Below are 22,728 nucleotides of genomic sequence, written 5' to 3'. Positions count from 1 at the left end.
CCTCTCGCCCGACGCGGGCGCGGCGTCGGGCGCTAGCGGCGGGAGATGGCGGCCAGTTCCCGCGCCAGCCGTCGCACGGCGCTCTCGGGCGTCTCGTGCCCGGTCATCGCGTCGTACACGACCGCCTGCACGGCCAGGCTGACCTGGTCGTAGTGCGGGCTCTTGGGACGCGGCGCGGCGGCCAGCACGCTCTCCCGCAGCGTCGGCAGATAGGGGAAGTCGCGGACCAGCTCCGGGTCGTCGTACAGATCGGCCCGGACGGGCGGCAGCGCCCCCCGGGTCAACACCTCGCGCTGGGCGCTCTCCCCCGTCAGGTAGGCGAGCAGCCGGGCGGCCGAGTCGGGATGGCGCGCGTGAGAGCCGACGGCGAGGTTGGAGCCTCCCAGGACACTGGTCCCCGGGCCGTCCGGGCCGGGAAGCGGCACCGCGCCGACCTTCCCCGCCACCGATGAACCCGGGGCGGTGGCGGCCACGTAGGCATAGGGCCAGTTGCGCAGGAAGAGCAGGCGCCCGTCCTGGAACGCCTGCCTGGACTCCTCCTCCTTGTACGTGAGCGCCTCCCGGGGTATCCAGCCCTCCCGCACCCCGCGCACCAACAGGCCGAGCCCTTCCCGAGACGCCTCGGAGTCGACCGTGACCCGCCGCCCCTCGTCACCGAGGATTTCGCCACCGGCCGAGTGGACCGCCTCCACCACGTTCACGGTGAGCCCCTCGTAGGGGAGGAACTGCCCCGCGTAGCCGTCGAGACCGTGCGACGGGGCCAGGGTGCTCGCCTGCCGCTCCAGTTCCGCCCAGGTCCTCGGCGGCTCGACCCCCTCGGCCTCCAGTACGTCCTCCCGATACAGCAGCAGACCCGCGTTGGTGACGTACGGCACGGCGAACAGTCGGCCGTCGTAGGTCGCGGTGTCCACGACGGGAGGAAGGAAGGCGTCCAGCGCGAAACGCTCGCGCGGCAACGGACGTATCCACCCGGCCGCGGCGAACTCGGAGGTCCAGTTGACGTCGATGTTGAGGACGTCGAACCGATGACGGTCGCCGTCGCGAAGGTCGGTGGCCATCTGCGCGCGGGTCTCGTCGGCGGAGTCCGGGAGTTCGACGAGCGTGACCCGCTCGTCCGGGTGGGTCAGGTTCCAGCCCTCCAGCAGCGGGCCCAGGTACCCGGTGAGGTCCCCGGCGGTGGCCAGGGTCAGCGGGCCACGACCCTCCGCGAGCCCCTCCGGGGCGCGCACTCCCGACGCGGCGTAACCTGTCATGATCACCAACAGGACGAGGAGGCCCCTCCCGGCGGCACCGATCCACCGCATGGGCACCTCCCGACACGAGCGATCCCGGCGCGCGGCCCGCGCCGGACCGGGCGCCGTCGCCCGGTCAGAGGCCATGTATACCGGTTGGGTATACGTGATACTAGGGTCTGCGGCACACGACCAGAACGGGAGGACAGCCGAGTGCGCCCGCACCTCCTGGCGCTCCTCGCTCGTGGCCCGGCCCACGGTTACGAGCTGAAACAGGACCTTGAGCAAATCCTGGGCTCGGCGTACCCTCAGCCGAATGTCGGCCAGATCTACGTCACCCTCGGCCGCCTGGAGAAGACGGGGCTGATCGAGGGCGAGGACGTGGAGCAGTCCGGCCGCCCCAACAAGAAGGTCTACCACCTCACCGACGCGGGTCGGGAGGCCCTGCGCCTCTGGTTCGAGGAGACCGCGGACGAGCCCCGGGTCAGGGACGAGTTCTTCATGAAGCTCGCCTTGGCGCCCCAGTCCGGACTCGCCGACCAGGTCGCCCTCATCAACAGACAGCGCCGGCAGTACCTGAACACGATGCGGCAGCTGTCCCGGCTCGCCGCCGCCGAAGACCGGAACAACCGCATCGCACAACTGCTGATCGAGGGCGCGATGCTGCACCTGCAGGCCGACCTCGACTGGCTGGAGCGGTGCCAGGAGGAGCTGGAGGAACTGAGGTGAGCGAGGAGGCACCCACCCCTGCCCTGCGCGCCTCGGGCCTGGTGAAGACGTACCACGGCGAGGGGGCTCCGGTCCCCGCGGTGCGCGGTGTCGACCTCCGCGTGCGCGGTGGCGAGTTCGTCGCGATCACCGGGCCCTCGGGGGCGGGCAAGTCGACACTCCTGCACCTGCTGGGCGGTCTGCAACGACCCGACGCGGGCCGGCTCTGGCTGGACGGGACCCCGACGGACCAGTGGTCCGAGGGCCGCTGGGCGGTGGAGCGTCGCACCCGCGTCGGCATCGTGTTCCAGTTCTTCAACCTCGTGTCGAGCCTCTCCGTGGCCGACAACGTGGAGCTGCCCGCCCTCCTCGCCGGAACGCCCCCCGGACGGGCCCGCGAGAAGCGGGCCGAGCTGCTCGGCGAGCTGGGGCTGTCCGGGAAGGACCGCGCCATGCCCGGCGAACTGTCCGGAGGCGAGCAACAGCGGGTGGCCCTGGCCAGAGCGCTGGTCAACCACCCCCCGCTACTCCTGGCCGACGAGCCGGCGGGCAGTCTCGACAGTCGAGGGACCCGCGAGGTCATGCGCCTGTTGTCCCGATTCCACAAGCGCGGACAGACCATCCTGCTGGTCACCCACGACGCCCGGCTGGCGAGCGCCGCCGACCGCGTGATCAGCTTCTTCGACGGAGCGGTGGCCGACGACGCGGACCTGACCGGAAACCCTCCCGCCCGCCGGTCCGGGGCCTCCGGGGTGCTGGAGCTGAGGGACTGACATGCCCGTGCCCGACCCGCGATCCCGGCGGGGGTGAGAGACGTGCGAGCCGCCCTCCGTTGGGCCCACGCGGACCTGCGGGCGCATCGCGGGGAAGCGTTGTTCCTGGTGCTCGCCACCGCGGGCGTCGTCGCCTCGCTGTTGCTGGCCGCGGCCCTGTTCGGGCACGCCACCAACCCGTGGCAACGCGTCTTCGGTCAGGCGCGAGGGGCTCACGTGTGGCTGCACACCGGCGCTGAGGCCGACACCGGGGCGCTGCGCGAGCTGGACGGCGTGGAGTCGGTCGCCGGGCCCTATCCGACCGCCGACACCACGGTGACCACGACGCGCGGCACCCGTGCAGCCGTGGAACTGCGCGGCACGCCCGGTCTGCCCGCCGTGGGGCGTCCGCTCCTCACCTCCGGGACCTGGCTGGACCCGGGCGATCCCGGCGGCGTCGTCCTGGAGAACCGCCTGGCAGCCGCGCTCCTCGTGCAGCCGGGCGATGCCCTGGAACTCCCGGACGCGAGCGCGCCGCTCACCGTGGTTGGCGTGGCGGAGAGCCCCGAGCCGCGCTACCGCGCCGGGGAGCGTCCCGGGCTGGTGTGGGCGCTGCCGGCGGACGTGCCCCGACCCGACGGACAGGCGGTCGGGTTGCGGCTGACCGAGCCCGACGACACGGGCTACGCCGTGCAGCGGGCCGTGACCGCGCTCGGATCGGGGGCGATCGAACGCGTCACCACCTGGCAGGAGGCCCGGGGCGAGGCACAGGTCGACAACCGGCTGCTCGGACAGGTGCTCGGGCTGTTCGGGCTGGGGGCGCTGCTCGCCGCCGGGCTGGCCGTGCACGGGGCGATCGGCACGCGCGTTCGCGGACACCTCCGGGACATCCCGGTGCTCAAGGCGATCGGCTTCACCCCCGGCCAGGTCGTCGGGGTGTTCCTCTTCCAGCACCTGGCCTACGCCGTGCTCGGTGCCGTTCTCGGGGCGACTCTGGTCCAGGCGCTGGGCGGGCTGGTTCCCGGACGCCTCGGCGAGGCGGTCGGGGTCTGGCAGGGTCTGGTCGGTCACACCGCCACCCTGTTCGCCGTACCGGTGGGCGTGGTGGTCTTCATCGGCGCGACCACCGGGCTGGCCGCCTGGCGGGCCGGACGGGTGCCTGCGGTGCCGCGGGCCCGTCCCGCGGTGGCCGGCGGGAACGGGCTCTCCGGCCTCGCCCGTGGCGCCCTGGGCCTGCGGATGCGAGGGGTGCCCCGGCTGCGGGTACCGGCCGCCGCCGTCCTCGGCTGGCACGCGGCGTTCCGGCGAGGCGGCCGGACAGCCGCCACCATCGGCCGACTGTCCCTGCCGTTGCTGCTGATCGTGGTGGCGCTCGGCGCGTGGACCACCATCGACGCCTTCCACCGCCATCCCGAGGAGGTCGGACTGGCAGCCGCCCTCACCGTCCGCGCCGACCCCGCGATGGGCGACGCGGACGCCCGTGCGCGGATCGAGGGTGATCCGGACGTGGTCGCCGCCCACCCGGGCGTGGAGATGGCCGCGCTGGTCCCGGGCCAGACGGCCACGATCGCCCTGCGCGGACTCGGCACGCGCGCCGACCCCTATCCGTACGCCGTGGTGGAGGGTCGCGCGGCGCGCGGCCCCGACGAGGCCGTGGCCGGGCAGGGACTGCTCGACCTGCTGCGGGTGGACGTCGGAGACTGGGTGCGGATGACCGTGGGGGATCGACCGCAGATCCTGCACATCGTGGGACGCGCCATCGAACCCGAGAACGCGGGGCGTGTGGTCTCCACCTCCCTGGACACCCTCCGGCAGAACGACCCGGCGCTCCGTCCCACGCTGTACCGGGTCCGCCTCGCCCCCGACGCCGACCCCGAGCGCGTCGCCGAGCGCATCGCGCGCGCGGGCGGGGGGCGGATGGACGCCCACACGGTGGACAACCCGGCGGACGGGTTGTCGCCGCTGCGGGAGGTCGTCCTCGGCCTGACGACCGTCCTGGCCCTCATCGGGCTGATCGATCTTCTGACCACCATCGGCGGGACCGTGCGCGAGGGCGAGCGCGATCTTCCCGCCCTGAAGGCGGCGGGACTGTCGCCGCGACAGGTCGCCTCCGTCGCAGTGATCGCCACCGGTCTGACGGCGCTGGCCGCGGTCATCCTGGCCCTGGTGCTGGGGCTGCCGCTCTCGCACTGGCTGATCGACGGCCAGGGTGCCTCCAGCGGCATCGGCTCCGGAATCGCGCGGGGGCCCTCGCCGGCGCTGGCGCTGGCGCTGGGCGGGGGCGCGGTCCTGGGCGCCGTGATCCTCGCCGTCCTGCCCGCCTCCCGGGCGGTCCGCCGACGACTGGGCGACACGCTGGACTCGGTCGCCTGAGCGCCCCGCTCTTGGGGAGGCGGCGACCGCGCGCCACCTCCCCAAGAGCCCGTCAGGCTCGCCCGCGCAGCCCGCGGTAGACGGACACCAGGGCGCGGGTGGAGGCGTCCGTGCCCGGCACCTCGACGCCGTCCGTGAGGGCGGGCTCCAGCCGCCGGGCCAACACCTTGCCCAGTTCGACTCCCCACTGGTCGAAGGAGTCGATGTTCCAGATCGCTCCCTGGACGAACACCTTGTGCTCGTACAGGGCGATCAACTGACCGAGCACCGACGGGGTCAGGGCGCGCGCGAGGATCGTGGTGGTGGGGTGGTCGCCCTTGAAGGTCTTGTGGGGCACCAACTCCTCGGGCACGCCCTCCGCCCGGACCTCGTCCGGCGTCTTGCCGAAGGCCAACGCCTGGGTCTGGGCGAAGAAGTTGGCCATCAACAGGTCGTGCTGGTCCCTGAGGGAGCCGCCCAATTCGGCGACGGGCTCGGCGAAGCCGATGAAGTCCGCCGGAACACGCTTGGTCCCCTGATGGATCAGCTGGTAGTAGGCGTGCTGGCCGTTGGTTCCGGGGGTACCCCACACGACGGGCCCGGTCTCCCAGTCGACCTCGCGACCGTCCCGACCGACGTACTTGCCGTTGGACTCCATGTCGAGCTGCTGGAGGTAGGCGGTGAAGCGCGACAGGTAGTGGGAGTAGGGCAGCACGGCATGCGACTGGGCACCGTGGAAGTTGCCGTACCAGACCCCCAACAGGCCCATGAGCAGCGGCACGTTGCTCTCCGCCGGGGCGGTGCGGAAGTGCTCGTCGACTAGGCGGAAGCCGTCCAGCATCTCCCGGAACCGATCAGGTCCGATGGCGATCATCAGCGACAGGCCGATGGCCGAGTCGTAGGAGTAGCGCCCGCCGACCCAGTCCCAGAACTCGAACATGTTGGCCGTGTCGATGCCGAACTCGGCGACCTTCTCCGCGTTGGTCGACAGCGCGACGAAGTGCTCGGCCACGGCCTTCTCGTCGCCCAGCGCGTCCAGCAGCCAGCGACGCGCCGAGGTGGCGTTGGTCACCGTCTCGATGGTGGTGAAGGTCTTCGAGGCGACGACGAAGAGCGTCTCGGCCGGGTCCAGGTCCCGGGTGGCCTCGTGCAGGTCGGCACCGTCGACGTTGGAGACGAAACGCACCGTCAGATCGCGGTCCGTGAAGGGCCGGAGTACCTCGTAGGCCATGGCGGGGCCGAGATCGGAGCCGCCGATCCCGATGTTGACGATGTTCTTGAGGGGCCTGCCGGTGTGACCGGTCCACCGACCGGAACGGACCCGCTCGGCGAAGGCGGCCATCTTGTCGAGGACCGCGTGCACCCCGGGCACCACGTTCTCTCCGTCGACCTCGATCACCGCGTCCGCCGGAGCCCGAAGCGCGGTGTGCAGGACCGCCCGGTCCTCGGTGATGTTGATCTTCTCGCCCCGGAACATCGCGTCCCGCAGGTCGAAGACGCCCGTGGCGTCGGCCAGTTCCCTGAGCAGCCGCAGCGTCTCGTCGGTGACGAGGTGCTTGGAGTAGTCGACGTACAGGTCCCCCACACGGAGGTGGTACGTGGTGCCGCGCCGCGGATCGGCTCCGAACAGCTCACGCAGGTGCGTGTCGCCGAATTCCTCGCGGTGCGCGGCCAGCGCGGTCCATTCCGGCGTCCGATCGAGCCTGGTGCGGGCGTGTGCGTTCATCTCCGGGTTCAGCCTTCTCTCGTGCCTGTCCTGCTGCCGGTCCCAACCTAGCGCCGCGACCGCCCGCGTTCGCACCGCCGCGACACCCGGGAACCCGGCCTCACCGCGCGTGGAGGCCGGCCGACCGCCGCGACCCGGCACCGGCGCGCCGCCGGGGAGCCCAGCGGGCGCCGCACACCGGCGAGGCAGGTCTCAGAGCTCGCCCCGGAGCTTGGCGAGCGCCTCGGCGAGAATGGCCTCGCCGTCCGCGTCACTGCGGCGCTCGCGCACATAGGCCAGATGCGTCTTGTAGGGCTCCGTGCGCGGGGGGGCCGGCGGCTCCTCCCGATCCTGCCCGGCCGGGAAGCCGCACCGCGGGCAGTCCCACGTCTCGGGCACCTGCGCGTCACTGGCGAAACTCGGTTGGGTCTCGTGTCCGTTGGAGCACCAGAAGGAGACACGCAGCCGGGGGGCGGATTCGCCGCGCTCGGCCTCGCCCATCGGCCCCGCCCCGACCCGGCTTCCTCGGATCGCGTTGCCACTTGCCACGGTCGTCACTCCCTGGGTGAAGGTGCCGCGAAGCGAGTCGGCGTTCCGCTCCGCTGCGAGCGCCTCAGTCTACGTAAGGCCCAACGCGCGTCCAGTGCCCGGAGTTACCACCGCCCGGACGGCGTAGGCCCCGTGGTGGGTCCACGTCTCAGGACGGGGACCCACCACGGGGCCTGGGAGGTACGCCGCGACCGGCGGACGGCTCAGTTGTTCACCTTCATCAGCAGGCCGAGCGCCACGATGCACGCGACCCAGAGAAGGGCGACGACGACGGTGATGCGGTCGAGGTTGCGCTCGGCGACCGAGGAACCACCGACGGAGGACTGCATGCCGCCACCGAACATGTCGGACAGACCGCCGCCCTTCCCCTTGTGCATCAGCACCAGCAGCATCAGCAGCAGGCTGAAGACGATCAGGGCGATCGAGAACCCCAAAACCACGGCTGGACCAACTTCCTCGGACTCTGACGGACGACGGGCACGCGCACGGGCACACCGTGCCCCCGCAAGGGTACGACGGAACGCCGCCGGCGCATACTCGCCGGTGGGCGCCCCGCGGATCTACTGATCGCGGAAACGCACGATCTTGACGAACTCGTCGGTGTCCAGAGAGGCGCCGCCGACGAGGGCGCCGTCGATGTCGGGCTGGGCCATGATCTCCGCGACGTTGTCGGACTTGACGGAGCCGCCGTACTGGACGCGCACCTTGTCGGCGATCTCCGGCGCGTACAGTTCCGCGACCCTGGCACGGATCGCCGCGCACACCTCCTGTGCGTCTCCCGCGCCGCAGACCTTGCCGGTGCCGATCGCCCACACCGGCTCGTAGGCGATCACGATCGTCTCGACCTGCTCCGGAGCGAGGTCCCGCAGGCCCGCCTCGACCTGCGCCAGGGTGTGGGGAACGGCCTCGCCCGCCTCACGGACGTCCAACTGCTCGCCCACGCACATGATCGGCGTCACACCGTACTGGTAGGCGGCCTTGACCTTGGCGTTCACGAGGTCGTCCGTCTCGCCGTGGTACTGCCGGCGCTCCGAGTGACCCACCACGACGTAGGCGCACCCCAGCTTGGACAGCATCGGACCCGAGATCTCGCCGGTGTAGGCGCCCTGGGGGTGCGCGGAGACGTCCTGCGCGCCGTACCTGATCCTCAGCTTGTCGCCGTCGACCAGGGTCTGCACGGAGCGAAGGTCGGTGAAGGGCGGCAGGACCGCGACCTCCACGGCCTCCAGGTCCTTGTCGGCCAGGGCGAAGGCGAGCTTCTGGACGTGCGCGATGGCCTCCAGGTGGTTGAGGTTCATCTTCCAGTTGCCGGCCATCAGCGGCGTGCGGTTGCTCATCGGGTCAGTCCTCCAGTGCGGCGAGGCCGGGGAGCGTCTTGCCCTCGAGGTATTCGAGGGAGGCGCCGCCGCCGGTCGAGATGTGGCCGAAAGCGGTGTCGTCGAAGCCGAGGGTACGCACCGCCGCGGCGGAGTCCCCGCCCCCCACCACGGTGAACCCCGGGGAGTCGGCCAGGGCGCGGGCGACGGCCTCGGTGCCCTCGGCGAAGTCGGGGTGCTCGAAGACGCCCATGGGGCCGTTCCAGAAGACGGTCGCCGCGTCGGCCAGCTTCGAGGCGTACAGTTTGCGGGTCTCGGGACCGATGTCCAGCCCCTGCCGGTCGACCGGGATTCCGTCGGCGGCGACCGTGACGGGGTCGCTCGGAGTCTTGCCCCTCAGGTCCGGGAACTCGCTCGCCACCACCACGTCGACGGGGAGGAGGAGTTCCACGCCGTCGCGCTCGGCGCGCTCGATGTACTCGGCTACGGCCCGAAGCTGGTCCTCCTGCACCAGGGACGCGCCGATCTCGTGGCCCCGTGCCTTGAGGAAGGTGTAGGCCATCCCGCCGCCGATCAACAGCCGGTCGGCCTGGCCGAGCAGCCGGTCGATCACGGCGAGCTTGTCCGAGACCTTGGCGCCGCCGAGGGCGACCGCGTACGGCCGCCGGACGTCGTCGGTCAGTCTCCGCAGGACGGCGACCTCGGCGGCGATCAGATACCCGGCGTAGCGGGGAAGCCGGCGCGGCAGGTCGAAGACCGAGGCGTGCTTGCGGTGCACCGCGCCGAAGCCGTCACCGACGTACACGTCGGCCAGGCCCGACAGCCGTTCGGCGAAGGCGGCCCGCTCGGCGTCGTCGGCCGCCGTCTCGCCGGCGTTGAACCGCAGGTTCTCGACGACCGCGACCCGCCCGTCGCGCAGGTCGGCGACGACGGCTCGGGCGGCGGGGCCCGCGGTGTCCTCGGCGAAGGCGACCTCGCGGCCGAGCAGCGTGCCGAGCCGGGCCGCGACGGGGGCCAGCGAGAACGCCGGGTCCGGCGCTCCCTTGGGTCGGCCCAGGTGCGAGGCGACGATCACCCGCGCCCCGGCCTCGGCCAGGGCCCTCACGGTGGGCAGCACGGCGCGGACGCGCCCGTCGTCGATGATGTCCGTGCCGTTCAGCGGCACGTTGAGGTCGGCGCGGACGAGGACACGCTTGCCCGCGACGCCTTCGGAGAGGAGTTCGTCGATCGTCTTCATACAGGGACTCCCGGAGCTCTTGATCGCTCGTGATCCTACGAGGGCCGATGGTGTCGGACGCGGGGCAGGGCCCGGGTGGCGCGGCGTCGCGCCACCCGGGCCCTGCCACCGTGTCCGGAGGTCCGCCGTCAGGTGATCAGAGTCGCTCTCCGACGAAGACCGTCAGGTCGACGAGGCGGTTGGAGTAGCCCCACTCGTTGTCGTACCAGCCGATGACCTTCACGTTCCGGCCCTCCTGGACCATGGTCAGGGAGGCGTCGAAGGTGCACGAGGCGGGGGAGTTGACGATGTCGGAGGAGACGATCGGGTCCTCCGTGTAGTGGAGGATGCCCTTCAGCTCGCCTTCCGCGGCCTTCTGGAAGGCCGCGTTGACCTCTTCCTTGGTCACATCGCGACCGAGCTCCAGTACGAGGTCGGTGACCGAGCCGGTGGGCACGGGCACCCTCATCGCCATGCCGTCCAGCTTGCCCTTGAGCTGCGGGAGGACCAGGGCGGTCGCCTTCGCCGCGCCGGTGGTGGTGGGGATGATGTTCTCGGCGGCGGCCCGCGCGCGCCGCAGATCCTTGTGCGGGAAGTCCAGGATGCGCTGGTCGTTGGTGTATGCGTGCACCGTCGTCATGAGGCCCTTGACGATGCCGAAGCTCTCGTCCAGGACCTTGGCCATCGGCGCCACGCAGTTGGTGGTGCAGGAGGCGTTGGAGACGACGTGGTGGGCCGACGGGTCGTACTGGTCGTCGTTGACCCCCATCACCACCGTGACGTCCTCGTCCTTGGCCGGAGCCGAGATGAGGACCTTCTTCGCCCCGCCCGCGAGGTGCTTCTCGGCGTCGGCCTTCTTGGTGAAGATGCCGGTGGACTCGATCACCACGTCCACACCGAGCTCGCCCCAGGGAATGTCCGCGGGGTCGCGCTCGGCGAGCACCTTGATCGTCCTGTCGCCCACGGTGATGGTGTCCTGGGTGTGCGACACCTCGTACGGGAGGCGACCGAGGATGGTGTCGTACTTCAGCAGGTGGGCGGTGGTCGCGGTGTCCCCCAGGTCGTTGACAGCCACGATCTCGATGTCCGCGCCCTGCTCCAGCAGCGCGCGAAAGTAGTTGCGACCGATGCGGCCGAAGCCGTTGATTCCTACGCGGATCGTCACGAACCGATCTCCTCGTTGGTACGCCGGCCCGATGCGCCGGCGAGCTGTGTTTGGGATGTCCCCGACCGTCTACGACCCTACCTCTCCGGAAACCCCGGAGTGACATCGAGACGGCCCATACACGGCACGGCGACCCGTACCTGTCGCTACGGGTACGGACCGCCCGGGGCGACGGGACGGATCGCCCGATTTCGCCGCCTCGGACCGGTGCCGACCGGGCCCTCACTCCCGCAGGGACGCGAGCGCCGCCCGCGTCAGCGCGGCCCGGTCGTCGGTCGAGGAGAGATGCTCCAGACCGAAACCGAGCAGGACGGTGTCGTCGGTCGTCACGGCCCCGTAGGTGCGGAACAGCACACCGGACCGGGTCCAGTCACGGCGCACGGACGGGCTGCCGGGGGGTGGCCCGGCAGGCTTCCACTCACCCAACGACTCCTCGAACCCCTCCACGTCCCGCTCCACGCCGTCGACGACGAGCGCGGTCTCGTCGGCCAGCACTCCGCGTCCCCCGGTGCCGGGGTCGGTGACGTAGCCGATCGAGACCTCGGCGGTCTTCCCCGCGTAGGCTGCCAGGTCGAACTCCACCTGCCGCCAGCCCTCGGACGAGCCGGTGAGACTGTGCCAGGCGCCGGTGGTGCCGGTGGCCTCGCAACCGGCGTCCGACACCGTCAGGTACCGCCGCAGCCAGGGGTGCTCCCCCACATAGAACCCCGCCTCGCACTCGGCCGGCACGGCGGAGGAGCCGGCTCCGCCTTTCTCGGGGAGCGTGGTCCAGTCGTCCGCCCCGACGGTATGGGCCTCCACGAGCACGTGGTCGTACCCTGGCTCCGTGTCCCACAGAAGGCGGGTGCGCAGAGTGGGCGCGTCGGACTCGGCGACCCCCGTCAGGTCGACGGTCCTGGTGAGACGCTTGTACGCGTCGTCGGTGTGGACTGCCGCGGCCATGTGATCGCCCGCGTACGGGCCGTAGGGGTCGACGGCTCCGTCGAAGCGGCCGGCGCCCGCGCCGGCGAACCGCGGATGGGTGTCGACCGACAACTCGTCCGAGGTCAGGCCATAGTTGCCGGCGTGGTCCAGCGGGTTCCCGGGGGCGTCGCCGAGAGCACCGTCGACCCCGGCCAGGGCTCCGGAGCCGGAGAAGTCGGTGGCTCCCGGGGTCGAGGTGCGCGTGTAGGCCCCGAGGTAGTACTGGCTGAAGTCGTTCGAGAGAGTCCCCTCGCCGAGGTCGACGCTGCCGCCCGCCCGCTCGCCCGCCTCGATCAACTTCCCGCCCTCGTTGAGGTAGGCGCGCAGTCGCAGCTGCGTGTCGACACCGGGCACGGACGCCCCGGTGTAGTGCACGACGACGGGGAAGTGGGAGAGGACCCCGAGCGCGTCGGGAGCGCCCCGCTCGGCGACGTCCCAAACGACCGCCCGGCGCCCGCTGTCGCGCAGGGCCCGCACGTAGACCTCGGCCTGGGTGGCCTCGGTTCCCTCCTCGGCGACCACCAGGACGTCGGCGGAGGGTCGCTCCTCGACGGTGTACGTGAAGTGCTCGCTCGACACGCGCGCGCCGCGTCCGCCTTCCCGGGAACGGCCCGTGAACCAGACCTCGACCTCGTCGCCCGGCCGGGCCCCCCGTACCCGGGCCCGGTACTCGTCGAAGTGCAGGTTGTCCTCGCCGCCGTAGGTCTCACCGCCCTTCCACGCGCCGAGCGCCCGGGTGCGCACGCGTCCGCCGTCGACCCGATAGCGCAGCTCCTTGTCCCTCAGCGACTTGCGCGCCACGACCGCGACCTCCTGGGAGGCGCCGCGCGCGTAGGACACCGGGAACTCGGCCGCCGTCAGGTCGGCCGGGGGCGCTGCCACGGGAGAGATCGGCCGGTCGGGACGGGCCGCCGACTCGGCGACGGAGAGGGCGAAGGGGACGTTCTTGGCGAACTCCTCCTGGATCAAGTTCTCGTCGTCGGGGAACGTGAAGATCGAGCGGCAGTCGGCCGGCTCCCAGGCGTCGTCCGGGTGGACCTGCGAGGCCGTCTGGCAGGTGGACATCTCCGGGGTGAACATGCTCACGCCGTTGACGTTCGCGGCGTGCCCGTCCGCCTCCCCGTTGGTCGTGTACAGCTCCGAGGAAACCTGCGGGTGGTAGCCGGGGACGGCCGGGCGCTCCGGGGTTCCCGCGAGCGCCCGGTAGAGGACGTCGTCCGGGGTGTCGGTGGCGACCTGCCAGCCCACACCGTAGAGGATCAGCTCGGCGGCGGAGTGGTAGTTGATGCCGTAGGTGAAACCGATCCGCTTCTGGAGGGCGTCCAGCGCCCGGGTCTCGGGCTCCGAGTGAGGAGCGGAGCCGCGGTAGGTCTGGCTCGTGGGATGGGGGGAGGAACCCTCGTCGTCGTATCCCCACTTGTAGGCGAAGTTCCGGTTGAGGTCGACTCCGTCACCGGTCCCGATCACGCCGTCGCCGTTGACGTCCCGCAGGTTCTTGCGCCACAGGCGATTCTCGTCAGAGGTGAAGGTGTGGTCGTAGCCGTCGGGATTGGCCGAGATGACGAACCAGAGCTCGGTGGAGTCGACGACGCGCTTGATCCGCTTGTCCCGCTGATACTCGTCCAGGTAGTGGTGGAGCAACCGCCTGGTCATCTCCGGCGTGATCCATTCCCTGGCGTGCTGGTTGGACACGTACAGCACCGCGGGCCGGGAGCCGTCCCGCGTGCGTCGGGCGTCCTTGGTGACCTTGACCGCGAGGATGTCCTGTCCTTCGAACGTGCGGCCGATCGAGACCGCCTTCGCCAGGTCGGGGTGGTCACGGGCGACCCGGAGGATCTCCTCTTTCAGGCCGCCCTCGCCCCCGTAGGGACGGAAGACGCCGTCGGAGGAGTCGGCGACCCGACGCTCGGCCGTGGCGGACAGGGTGTGTTCGGCGAGTTCGACACCCTGCGCGCGCAGCTTCCCGGCCTGCCGTTCGGTGAGCTGCACCTCGACGGTCGCGGAGCCCTTCTCGGGGACCTGCTCGCCGAGTTCGTGTCCGTCCTGGCCGGCCGCGAGCAACAGGGGCACCTGGCTCTGGGCGACCTCGGCGTGAAAGACCTTGATCTCGTCGACCGGGGACGGGGACGGCGGTTGTGCGCGTGCCACGGGTGCCAGGCCCGCTCCGCCGAGCAACAACGCGCCGACGGCGACGATCGATCTCGCTCTATGTCTCATGAACCCCCCATGCAGAGGTCCGCCACAACAGCGAACGGGTTGCCAGGCTCATGACACCGCAAGATCGAGTCAAGAGCGCGACTTCGACACGCGGCCCCGAGGGGGGTCACCCGAGCGGCGCCGGAGTCACGGTCGCGCGGCGCGCGGAGGGGTCGACGTGGGTGGATACGGATTGGAGGTTCGCGCCCCCTGCCGAGGTGGCGCGAGGGAAGCGAGCCGGCATCCGGACCGGCACCCGCGGGCCGACCGGATCGAGCGGCCCGGGGCGGCCGGGTACGCCCCTCGGTCCGATCCGCCCCGGTCAGCCGACGAGCTTGTCCTCCAGTTCGTCCGAGAGGTTGGCCTCCGTCCCGGGGATGCCGAGGTCGGCCGCCCGCTTGTCGGCCATGGCCAACAGTCGCCGGATGCGACCGGCGACCGCGTCCTTGGTCAACGGCGGGTCGGCCAGCGCGCCCAGCTCCTCCAGAGAGGCCTGCTTGTGCTCCATGCGCAGGCGGCCGGCGGCGGCGAGGTGCTCGGGGACCTCCTCACCCAGGATCTCCAACGCCCGCTGCACCCGGGCGCCCGCCGCCACGGCGGCTCGGGCGGACCGGCGGAGATTGGCGTCGTCGAAGTTGGCGAGACGGTTGGCCGTGGCGCGTACCTCGCGACGCATCCTCCGCTCCTCCCAGGCGAGGACCGAATCGTGGGCGCCGAGGCGTGTGAGCAGCGCGCCGATGGCGTCGCCGTCCCGGACGACGACGCGATCCACGCCCCGCACCTCGCGCGCCTTGGAAGGGATCGAGAGCCGGCGCGCGGCTCCGACGAGGGCGAGCGCGGCCTCGGGCCCCGGACACGTGACTTCCAGGGAGGACGACCTGCCGGGCTCGGTGAGTGAGCCGTGGGCGAGGAAGGCACCGCGCCAGGCCGCCTCGGCGTCACAGGTCGCGCCGGAGACCACCTGCGGCGGCAGGCCCCGGATCGGCCTTCCCCGGCCGTCGACCAGACCCGTCTGACGGGCCAGTTGATCACCTCCGGCGACCACGCGCACGACATAGCGCGAGCCCCGGCGGAGCCCGCCCGGAGCCATCACGATCAGCTCGGACGCATGGCCGAAGATCTCCAGAACGTCCCGCTTGAGCCTGCGCGCCGCCATGGACGTGTCGAGCTCCGCCTCGATCACGATGCGCCCGCTGACGAGATGGAGGCCCCCCGCGAACCGCAGCATGGCGGAGACCTCCGCCTTCCTGCAGCAGGTCCGGGTGACGGGAAGCCGGGAGATCTCGTCCTTCACCGCTGCCGTCATCGCCATGGGCCGATCCTTCCATGCATCCGAAAAATACGGTCGTACGCGGCGGCCAACAGCTCCGGGTCGTGCCGCGGGGTCCCGTCGGTACGAGCCACCGGAGCCAACTCGACCGCGGCGCCGAACTCCTTGGCGGCGTCGGTCAACGACTCCCGGTCGAGCACGGCGGCCTCATCGGCCAGCACCACGTCCAGGGCGAGTTTAGGGGCGTGTCGCCTCAAAACCTCCACATGACGCTGCGGTGAGAAGCCCTCGGTTTCGCCGGGCTGCGGAGCCAGGTTCAAAGAGAGCACCCGCCGCGCCTTGGTCCGTGCGAGGGCGTCCAGCAGGTCCGGGACGAGCAGGTGCGGGATGACGGAGGAGAACCAGGAACCCGGGCCGAGCACCACCCAATCGGCGTCGAGCACGGCCGCCACCGACTCGGGGACCGCCGGCGGCTCCGGCGGCAGCAGGTGCACCGACTGGACCTCGCCCGGAGTGAGGGCGACCGTCGCCTGCCCCCGGACGGTGTCGACCTCCTCGGGACGCCCCGGATCATGACCCTTGACCAGAGCCCGGAGTTCCAGTGGGACAGCGGACATCGGCAACACCCGCCCCTGCGCGCCGAGCAGGCGTCCGACCAGGTCCAGCGCCCGGACATGGTCCCCCAACTGCTCCCACAGGGCCACGATCAACAGATTGCCGACGGCGTGGCCGTGCATCTCCCCCCGGGACTGGAAACGATGCTGGATGACGCGGGCCCAGGTCTGGCCCCAATCGTCGTCACCGCACAGGGCGGCCAGTGCCTTGCGAAGGTCGCCGGGAGGCAGTACGCCCATCTCGTCGCGGAGCCGCCCGCTGGAGCCGCCGTCGTCGGCCACCGTGACCACGGCGGTCAGATCTCCGGTGATGCGGCGCAGCGCCGCGAGCGAGGCGGACAGTCCCATGCCGCCACCGAGCGCGACGACCTTGGGCTGAGCCCCCCGACGGCGTGCGCGCGCGCCGCGCGCCTCGGAGATCCGCGCCGCGCGAGCGGCCCCTCCCCTGCCTCCCCGCGTCTCGGGCACCACCCGGCGAAGTCCGCCCAGCCTCGGCGTACGCCCGGTCATTCCCGTCCCATGTCCCGGTGGACGAGCACCGTCTCCACGCCCTCCGCGACGAGTCGCGCGGCGAGCCTCTCCGACATCGCCACGGAACGGTGCTTGCCGCCCGTGCACCCCACCGCGACGGTCACGTAGCGTTTGCCCTCACGGCGATAGCCCGCGGCGACCAATCGGAGCAGCTCTGTGTAGCGGTCCAGGAATTCCTTGGCACCCGGCTGCCCGAGGACGTACGAGGACACCTCCTCGCTGAGACCCGTGAACGGGCGCAGCTCCGGCACCCAGTGGGGATTGGGCAGGAAACGCATGTCCACGACCAGGTCGGCGTCGACCGGGAGCCCGTACTTGAAACCGAAGGACATCACCGTCGCCCGCAGCTCGGGCTCACCCTCGGCGGCGAAGCGGGCGTCCATCTTGGCGCGGAGTTCGTGGACGTTGAGACCGGAGGTGTCGATCACCAGGTCCGCGTCGCCACGCAACTCGCGCAACAGCTCCCGCTCGGCGGCGATCCCGTCCACGATCCGGCCTTCGCCCTGCAACGGGTGCGGACGCCGCACCGACTCGAACCGCCGGACCAGGGCCTCGTCGGAAGACTCCAGGAACACCGTACGCCGGGCGATGCCTCGGGCGTCCAGGTCGGCGAGGGACTCCCGCAGCGCGTCGAAGAAGCGACGCCCGCGGACGTCCACGACGGCCGCGATCCGGGCCACGTTCCCCTGGGAGCGTGCCCCCAGCTCCACCATCGTCGGAATCAGCGCGGGAGGCAGGTTGTCGACGACGAACCAACCCAGGTCCTCCAGACACTTCGCAGCGGTCGAGCGACCCGCGCCGGACATCCCGGAGATGATCACCAGCTCCGGTGTCGCCGCGTCACCCGACCCGGCGGGGTCCTGTCCCGGACTCACACGTGGTCCGCCGTCCTGGGCGACCTCGACGTGGCCGGGGCTCCCCTGCGAACCGGACGGTCCCGAATCGACCGCTCGCCGCTCCCCGTCCCGCTCGCCGCCGGGGTCACTGTCGTGCTCGTTCATCTCTCACGCATCCGTCGCTCTTCCACGGAGCCCGCGGGCACGGACTCCGTCGGGTCACCCGAGGCCGTCTCGGGCGCGCCGCCCTCGTCTTCCATGATCTCTCCGGTCGCGGTGTTGACCGCGGGAGCGCTTCCCTGCTGCCGTGCCAGCGCCACGAGCACGCTCTCCGCCGTCTTGCGACCTATGCCCGGAACCTCGCGGATCTGCTCCAGGGTCGCCCCCCGCAGTCTCCTCAGCGAGCCGAAATGTTTGATCAACGCCTGCTTGCGGGTCTCTCCCAGGCCGGGAACATCGTCCAGAGGACTTGACCGAAGCCGCGTGGCGCGCTTCTTGCGCTGGTAGGCGATGGCGAAGCGGTGCGCCTCGTCGCGGACCCGTTGCAGGAGATACAGCCCCTCGCTGGTCCGGGGCAGCACGACCGGGTCGTCCTCGTCGGGAAGCCACACCTCCTCCAGGCGCTTGGCCAGACCGCACACCGCGATGTCGTCGATCCCCAGCTCCTCCAGAGCGCGCCGGGCGGCGGCCACCTGTGGGCGGCCTCCGTCGACGACCACGAGCTGTGGCGGGTAGGCGAACCGCCGGGGACGGCCGTCGTCGTCCTGCGGACCGGGCACGGCCCCGCCACCGAGGCCCCCGCCCTCCCCGTGGCCGGACGGCTCCCCGCCCTCCGGCCACTCGCCAGTCCGCTCCTTCTCGGCGAGGTAGCGTCGAAACCTGCGGGTGATCACCTCGTGCATGGAGCGGACGTCGTCCTGCCCAGAGCCGTGCCACAGCTCCCGGTCTCCGGCGCGCCCCTTGATCTGGAAGCGCCGGTACTCGCTCCGCCGGGCCAGTCCGTCCTCGAAGACGACCATGGAAGCCACGATGTCGTCACCCTGGAGGTGGGAGATGTCGTAGCACTCCACCCGCAGCGGCGCGCTCTCCATGCCCAGCGCCTCGGCGATCTCCTCCAGGGCCCTGGAACGGGTGGTCAGGTCGGAGGCGCGCCGGGTCTTGTGCAGCGCCAGCGACTCGACGGCGTTGCGCCGCACGGTCTCCATCAGGGACTTCTTGTCGCCGCGCCGGGGAACACGCAGCGAGACCGTCGCACCTCGACGCCCGGTCAGCCACTCGCGCAGGGGCTCCGCCGGCTCCGGAAGCGAGGAGACCAGGACCTCCCTGGGGACGGCGTCGCCGTGCTCCTCTCCGTAGAGCTGTTGCAGCGCGTGTTCGACGAGGCCGCCGGTGGTCACGTCCTCGACCTTGTCGGTGACCCAGCCCCGCTGGCCGCGCACTCTCCCCCCGCGCACGTGGAAGATCTGGACCGCCGCTTCCAGCTCGTCCTCGGCGACGGCGACGAGGTCCGCGTCCGTCCCGTCGGCGAGGACCACCGCGCTCTTCTCCATGGCCTTGGTCAGGGCGGCGATGTCGTCACGGAGCCGCGCGGCCCGCTCGTACTCCATGTCCTCGGCGGCACGGGCCATCCGCTCCTCCAGCCGGCGCAGATGGGCACCCGTCCGGCCGGCCATGAAGTCGCAGAACTCCTCCGCCAGCCCGCGGTGTTCCTCCGCCGAGACGCGCTCGACGCATGGCGCCGAGCACTTGTCGATATAGCCGAGCAGGCACGGCCGACCCGTGCGGGCGGCGTTCCTGAACACCCCGGCGGAACAGGTGCGGACGGGAAAGACGCGCAGGAGGAGATCGACGGTGTCCCGGATGGCCCACGCGTGCGCGTACGGACCGAAGTACCGCACGCCCTTGCGCTTGTGTCCCCGCATCACCTGGACGCGCGGGAACTCCTCGCCCATCGTCACCGCGAGGTAGGGGTAGCTCTTGTCGTCGCGGTACTTGACGTTGAAGCGGGGGTCGTACTCCTTGATCCAGGAATACTCCAGTTGGAGCGCCTCGACCTCCGTGGAGACGACGGTCCATTCGACCGAGGCGGCCGTGGTCACCATCGAGCGCGTGCGCGCGTGCAGGCCGGCCAGATCCTGGAAGTAGTTGGCGAGTCTCTGGCGAAGGCTCTTGGCCTTTCCGACGTAGATCACCCGGCGGTGCTCGTCGCGGAAGCGGTACACCCCGGGGGCGTCCGGAATCTGTCCCGGACTGGGGCGATAGCGGGAGGGGTCGGCCATGACCCACACCCTACTGGCGCGGGCCGACAGCCCGGCGAGCCTGTGGACGACGCCCCGCCCACCACGGTCCGCGCTCCCGGCGGGGCGGCCGGGTCGGCCGTGCGATCTCGGCCGGCGGGGCGCCGCCCGACCCCCTCGGGTGTTGTCGGGGCCAGGGCGACGCGCTTCAATGCGGGGGAACCCCGGGGCCCCGAACGGCGACGTACGGACGTGCCGATGCCTCGCCGCGCCGCGCCCTTCCCGCGCCTGGCCCGAGGGAGGTCCCGGGGCAGCGAGCGTCGGACGGTCTGACCAACCGTTCCGTACCTTCACAGAAAGGCCCCCGCATGCCGCACGCCACACAGGACGCGGACATCGCCACCGAGGAACTCGCCTCCGCTCTGCGGGGCGGCCCCTTCCATGTCGCCCTGCGCACGGCCATAGCCGCGCGCGGACTGCCGTTGCAGCGCGTGCAGCACCACCTGAGTCGCCATGGGGTGCGCGTGGGTGTCACCAGTCTCAGCTACTGGCAGCAGGGGGCCCGCCGGCCGCAGCGCCCGGAGTCCCTGCGTGCCGTGCGTGCCTTGGAGGAGATCCTCCGACTGCCCGAGGAATCCCTGATCCGCCTGCTCTCCGAGGCGGAGGCACACCCCTCGGGCCACCGGCCCGCGCGTTCCTATCGCGCCCATCTCGCGGCCTCGGGGGCCCTGGAGTGGTTACTCGCCGACCTCGACCAGCCCGCGGGCGGCGGGGTGCACACCCTGTCGCACCACGAGCGGGTCGAGGTCGGGCGCCGGCGCGAGCTGGCCGGACGCGAGTCGCAACTCATCGTGAGCGCCCCCCGGGACGGCGCCGACCGCTTCGTGGCCGTCCACCACGGCGATCCCGGATGCGCTCCGGGCAGGATGACCGTGCACGCCTTGGAGAACTGCCGGACGGGACGGGTGCGTCGGCATCACGAGACCGGGGTCCTCGTCGCGGAGTTGCTGTTCGACACCCGACTGGGGGCCGGCGACACCTACCTGTTCCGCTACGCCGTCGAGGACGGCACCGCCGGCGAGTCTCGGGAGTGTGTACGGTCCTTCGACACGCCGGGCGAGCAGTACGCGTTGCAGGTCCGATTCGACCCCGCCGCTCTGCCCACCCGCTGCCACCGGTTCAGCCAGCACTCCGCCGCGGCGCCACGGGGCGGACGCGAGGAGCTGACGCTGAGCGAACGCCACCACTCCGTGCACGTCGTGGAGGCTCGGGTGCGGTCGGGGATCCTGGGCATCGGCTGGGACTGGGATTGAACCACCACCGTCGCCGCGGGGGTGGGCGCGCGGTCCCCGGCACCGGCCGGGACCTCAGGCCTCGGGACCGGCCACGATCCTGCCCCTCTCCACACGCACCGGGAGCTCGGGCAGCGCGACCGTGGCGGGTTTCCGCAGCACCTCTCCGGTGGTGGCGTCGAAGCGGCTGCCGTGGCAGAAGCAGGTCAGCTCCGCCCCCTCCAGCTTGGTCATGGGGCACCCCCCGTGGGTGCACACCGCGCTGTACGCGCGCAGCGAGCCCTCCGCTGACCGACTCACCACGACCCGCTCGTCCCGGTACAACCTCGACTCCCCCGGGCCGACGTCCTTCTCGCCGCCCAGGTCGACCGGCGCGGCCGGCGGCGTCGGGTCCGACCGCTCCCCGGGGGAGCACGCGGCCACGACAGCCCCGGCGACCGGTACCGCCGCGGCCCCTCTCAGAACGGTGCGACGGCTCGGGGCGGCGGGGCCGGGCATGGCTCTCTCCACGGGTCGAATGCGACAGGAGGTCCCTCGTCGGTCCCCCGGCGCCGACGATAGCGACCACCCCGACCGGGCCGTACGGCGGGGCCAGGGACGGCGCCGGGTCGCGTTTGAGCCGGATCGCCCGATGGGGTACGGTCCCGGCCAGCGGGCGCGGGGAAGACGCCCGTCGGCCGGTCGCGCCGGGCCCGGGCACGCTCCCGACCGAGGACCCTCCCGCGCCGGACCGGACCGGCGGAAGGGGCAATCATGATCGTCGTCGCCGGCGAGGCCCTGATCGACCTGGTTCCCACCGGCCCCGGCCCGTTGGCCCCGCTGACCCCGACACCGGGCGGTGGTCCCCACAACACCGCCGTGGCACTGGGCCGGCTCGGTTCGCCCACCGCCTTCTGCTCCCGGGTGTCCCTGGACCCCTTCGGCGAGGCACTGCTGGATCGGCTGCGGGGAGCCGGGGTGGACGTCTCGTCGGTGCAGCGCGGCCCCGAGCCCACGTCCCTGGCGCTCGCCTCCGTCGCCGACGAGGGTTCGGCGGGGTACGGGTTCTATGTGGAGGGGACCGCCGACCGGCTGTTCACCGGGCCCGTCCGGTTGCCCCCCGACTGCCGGGCCGTGGCTTTCGGCACCTGCTCACTGGTGTTGGAGCCGGGGGCCTCCACGTACGAGGAGGTGCTGCGACAGGCCGCACGCGAGGGGCTCCTCACGATGCTCGACCCGAACGTCCGCACCGCGCTCATCGACGACCCCGACCGCTACCGGACCCGGTTTCGCGAATGGTTGCCTTCGGTGTCGCTGCTGAAGCTGTCCACCGAGGACGCCGCGTGGCTGGGCGGAAGCCCTCGCGAGTGGCTGAGGGCGGGGCCCGCGGCGGTGGTCGTCACCCGAGGGGCCGAGGGAATGACCGTCCACACCCGCGACGGCGGGATCCACTCGGTGCCCGGTCGGCGGGTGCCCGTGGTCGACACGATCGGCGCCGGTGACACCGTGAACGCGGCGCTGCTGCACGGCCTCGCCGCCCGGGGCGCGCTCGCGCCTCGGGCGATGGCCGCGCTGGGGGCGACGGACTGGCGGGAACTGCTGGGTTTCGCGGCCCGCGCCGCCGCGGTCACCTGCTCGCGCGAGGGGGCGGATCCCCCGTACCCGGACGAGCTGGCCGGGTGAGTCGCGGTGGTGGGCCGCGCCTGGGCCCGCCCGGGCGGACCCCGCCCCCCGATCGGCACGAGGCGGCGTCCGTCCTCGGGCGGTGGTGCCCCCGCCGGAGCCGCCCGGACGCGATCCGGGTACCGGCCGGGA

Annotated in this window: 18 protein-coding genes; 5 read left to right on the top strand and 13 right to left on the bottom strand. The window is 71.9% G+C overall.

The window, feature by feature from the left end; genetic code table 11:
* Nucleotides 1–32: 32 nt before the first annotated feature.
* Nucleotides 33–1,304 (bottom strand): ABC transporter substrate-binding protein, encoded by a 1,272-nt coding sequence (locus JEK78_RS18465; protein WP_200261106.1) that lies wholly within the window; start codon nt 1,302–1,304, stop codon nt 33–35.
* 141 nt (nt 1,305–1,445) lie between these two features.
* Here JEK78_RS18465 and JEK78_RS18460 point away from each other — a divergent pair, with 141 nt between their 5' ends.
* The 3 genes from JEK78_RS18460 to JEK78_RS18450 are packed head-to-tail and all read left to right on the top strand — an operon-like array spanning nt 1,446 to nt 5,065.
* Nucleotides 1,446–1,961: a PadR family transcriptional regulator gene (locus JEK78_RS18460; protein WP_200261103.1), complete on the top strand. Its 516-nt coding sequence runs from the start codon at nt 1,446–1,448 to the stop codon at nt 1,959–1,961.
* Nucleotides 1,958–2,713 (top strand): ABC transporter ATP-binding protein, encoded by a 756-nt coding sequence (locus JEK78_RS18455; RefSeq protein WP_242483134.1) that lies wholly within the window; start codon nt 1,958–1,960, stop codon nt 2,711–2,713. Before JEK78_RS18460 ends, JEK78_RS18455 begins: the two co-directional genes overlap by 4 nt.
* A gap of 42 nt (nt 2,714–2,755) precedes the next feature.
* The gene (locus JEK78_RS18450; protein WP_200264239.1) at nt 2,756–5,065 is read left to right on the top strand and encodes an ABC transporter permease; all 2,310 of its coding nucleotides are present in this window, start codon (nt 2,756–2,758) and stop codon (nt 5,063–5,065) included.
* Nucleotides 5,066–5,117: 52 nt separating this feature from the next.
* Here JEK78_RS18450 and pgi read toward each other — a convergent pair whose 3' ends face one another.
* From pgi to uvrC, 11 genes are all read right to left on the bottom strand, one after another.
* The gene (gene pgi / locus JEK78_RS18445; RefSeq protein ID WP_200261100.1) at nt 5,118–6,770 is read right to left on the bottom strand and encodes a glucose-6-phosphate isomerase; all 1,653 of its coding nucleotides are present in this window, start codon (nt 6,768–6,770) and stop codon (nt 5,118–5,120) included.
* 192 nt (nt 6,771–6,962) lie between these two features.
* Nucleotides 6,963–7,250, bottom strand: a complete 288-nt coding sequence (locus tag JEK78_RS18440) for an RNA polymerase-binding protein RbpA (protein WP_242483427.1) — start codon at nt 7,248–7,250, stop codon at nt 6,963–6,965.
* A 251-nt stretch (nt 7,251–7,501) separates the two neighbouring features.
* Entirely contained in the window at nt 7,502–7,738 is a 237-nt protein-coding gene (gene secG / locus JEK78_RS18435; RefSeq protein ID WP_200261094.1) for a preprotein translocase subunit SecG, read from the bottom strand.
* A gap of 120 nt (nt 7,739–7,858) precedes the next feature.
* Nucleotides 7,859–8,635, bottom strand: coding sequence for a triose-phosphate isomerase (tpiA, locus tag JEK78_RS18430; protein WP_200261091.1), 777 nt, complete (start codon nt 8,633–8,635; stop codon nt 7,859–7,861).
* 4 nt (nt 8,636–8,639) lie between these two features.
* A complete protein-coding gene (locus JEK78_RS18425) occupies nt 8,640–9,851 on the bottom strand; it encodes a phosphoglycerate kinase (RefSeq protein WP_200261088.1) in 1,212 nt (403 codons plus the stop codon).
* 136 nt (nt 9,852–9,987) lie between these two features.
* A complete protein-coding gene (gap, locus tag JEK78_RS18420) occupies nt 9,988–10,995 on the bottom strand; it encodes a type I glyceraldehyde-3-phosphate dehydrogenase (protein WP_200261085.1) in 1,008 nt (335 codons plus the stop codon).
* A gap of 222 nt (nt 10,996–11,217) precedes the next feature.
* The gene (locus JEK78_RS18415) at nt 11,218–14,175 is read right to left on the bottom strand and encodes a M14 family metallopeptidase (protein WP_200261082.1); all 2,958 of its coding nucleotides are present in this window, start codon (nt 14,173–14,175) and stop codon (nt 11,218–11,220) included.
* Nucleotides 14,176–14,476: 301 nt separating this feature from the next.
* Nucleotides 14,477–15,466: a DNA-binding protein WhiA gene (gene whiA, locus JEK78_RS18410; protein ID WP_200261079.1), complete on the bottom strand. Its 990-nt coding sequence runs from the start codon at nt 15,464–15,466 to the stop codon at nt 14,477–14,479.
* Complete coding sequence (gene yvcK, locus JEK78_RS18405) at nt 15,457–16,548, bottom strand: uridine diphosphate-N-acetylglucosamine-binding protein YvcK (protein WP_200261076.1); 1,092 nt, start codon at nt 16,546–16,548, stop codon at nt 15,457–15,459. Before yvcK ends, whiA begins: the two co-directional genes overlap by 10 nt.
* Nucleotides 16,545–17,570, bottom strand: a complete 1,026-nt coding sequence (gene rapZ, locus JEK78_RS18400; protein WP_200261073.1) for an RNase adapter RapZ — start codon at nt 17,568–17,570, stop codon at nt 16,545–16,547. Before rapZ ends, yvcK begins: the two co-directional genes overlap by 4 nt.
* Nucleotides 17,567–19,684, bottom strand: coding sequence for an excinuclease ABC subunit UvrC (gene uvrC, locus JEK78_RS18395; RefSeq protein ID WP_200261070.1), 2,118 nt, complete (start codon nt 19,682–19,684; stop codon nt 17,567–17,569). The genes rapZ and uvrC overlap by 4 nt, the downstream gene beginning before the upstream one ends.
* Before the next feature lie 326 nt (nt 19,685–20,010).
* Here uvrC and JEK78_RS18390 point away from each other — a divergent pair, with 326 nt between their 5' ends.
* Nucleotides 20,011–20,955, top strand: a complete 945-nt coding sequence (locus tag JEK78_RS18390) for a hypothetical protein (RefSeq protein WP_200261067.1) — start codon at nt 20,011–20,013, stop codon at nt 20,953–20,955.
* A gap of 54 nt (nt 20,956–21,009) precedes the next feature.
* Here JEK78_RS18390 and JEK78_RS18385 read toward each other — a convergent pair whose 3' ends face one another.
* Nucleotides 21,010–21,432: a Rieske (2Fe-2S) protein gene (locus tag JEK78_RS18385; protein ID WP_200261064.1), complete on the bottom strand. Its 423-nt coding sequence runs from the start codon at nt 21,430–21,432 to the stop codon at nt 21,010–21,012.
* Nucleotides 21,433–21,687: 255 nt separating this feature from the next.
* On the opposite strand from JEK78_RS18385, the gene JEK78_RS18380 reads away from it, so the two are divergent.
* The gene (locus JEK78_RS18380) at nt 21,688–22,596 is read left to right on the top strand and encodes a carbohydrate kinase (RefSeq protein WP_200261061.1); all 909 of its coding nucleotides are present in this window, start codon (nt 21,688–21,690) and stop codon (nt 22,594–22,596) included.
* Nucleotides 22,597–22,728 lie beyond the last annotated feature (132 nt).

This window comes from Streptomyces sp. HSG2 (assembly GCF_016598575.1).
Taxonomy (GTDB): Bacteria; Actinomycetota; Actinomycetes; order Streptomycetales; family Streptomycetaceae; genus Streptomyces.
This window is presented reverse-complemented; position numbering and strand designations above follow the sequence as displayed.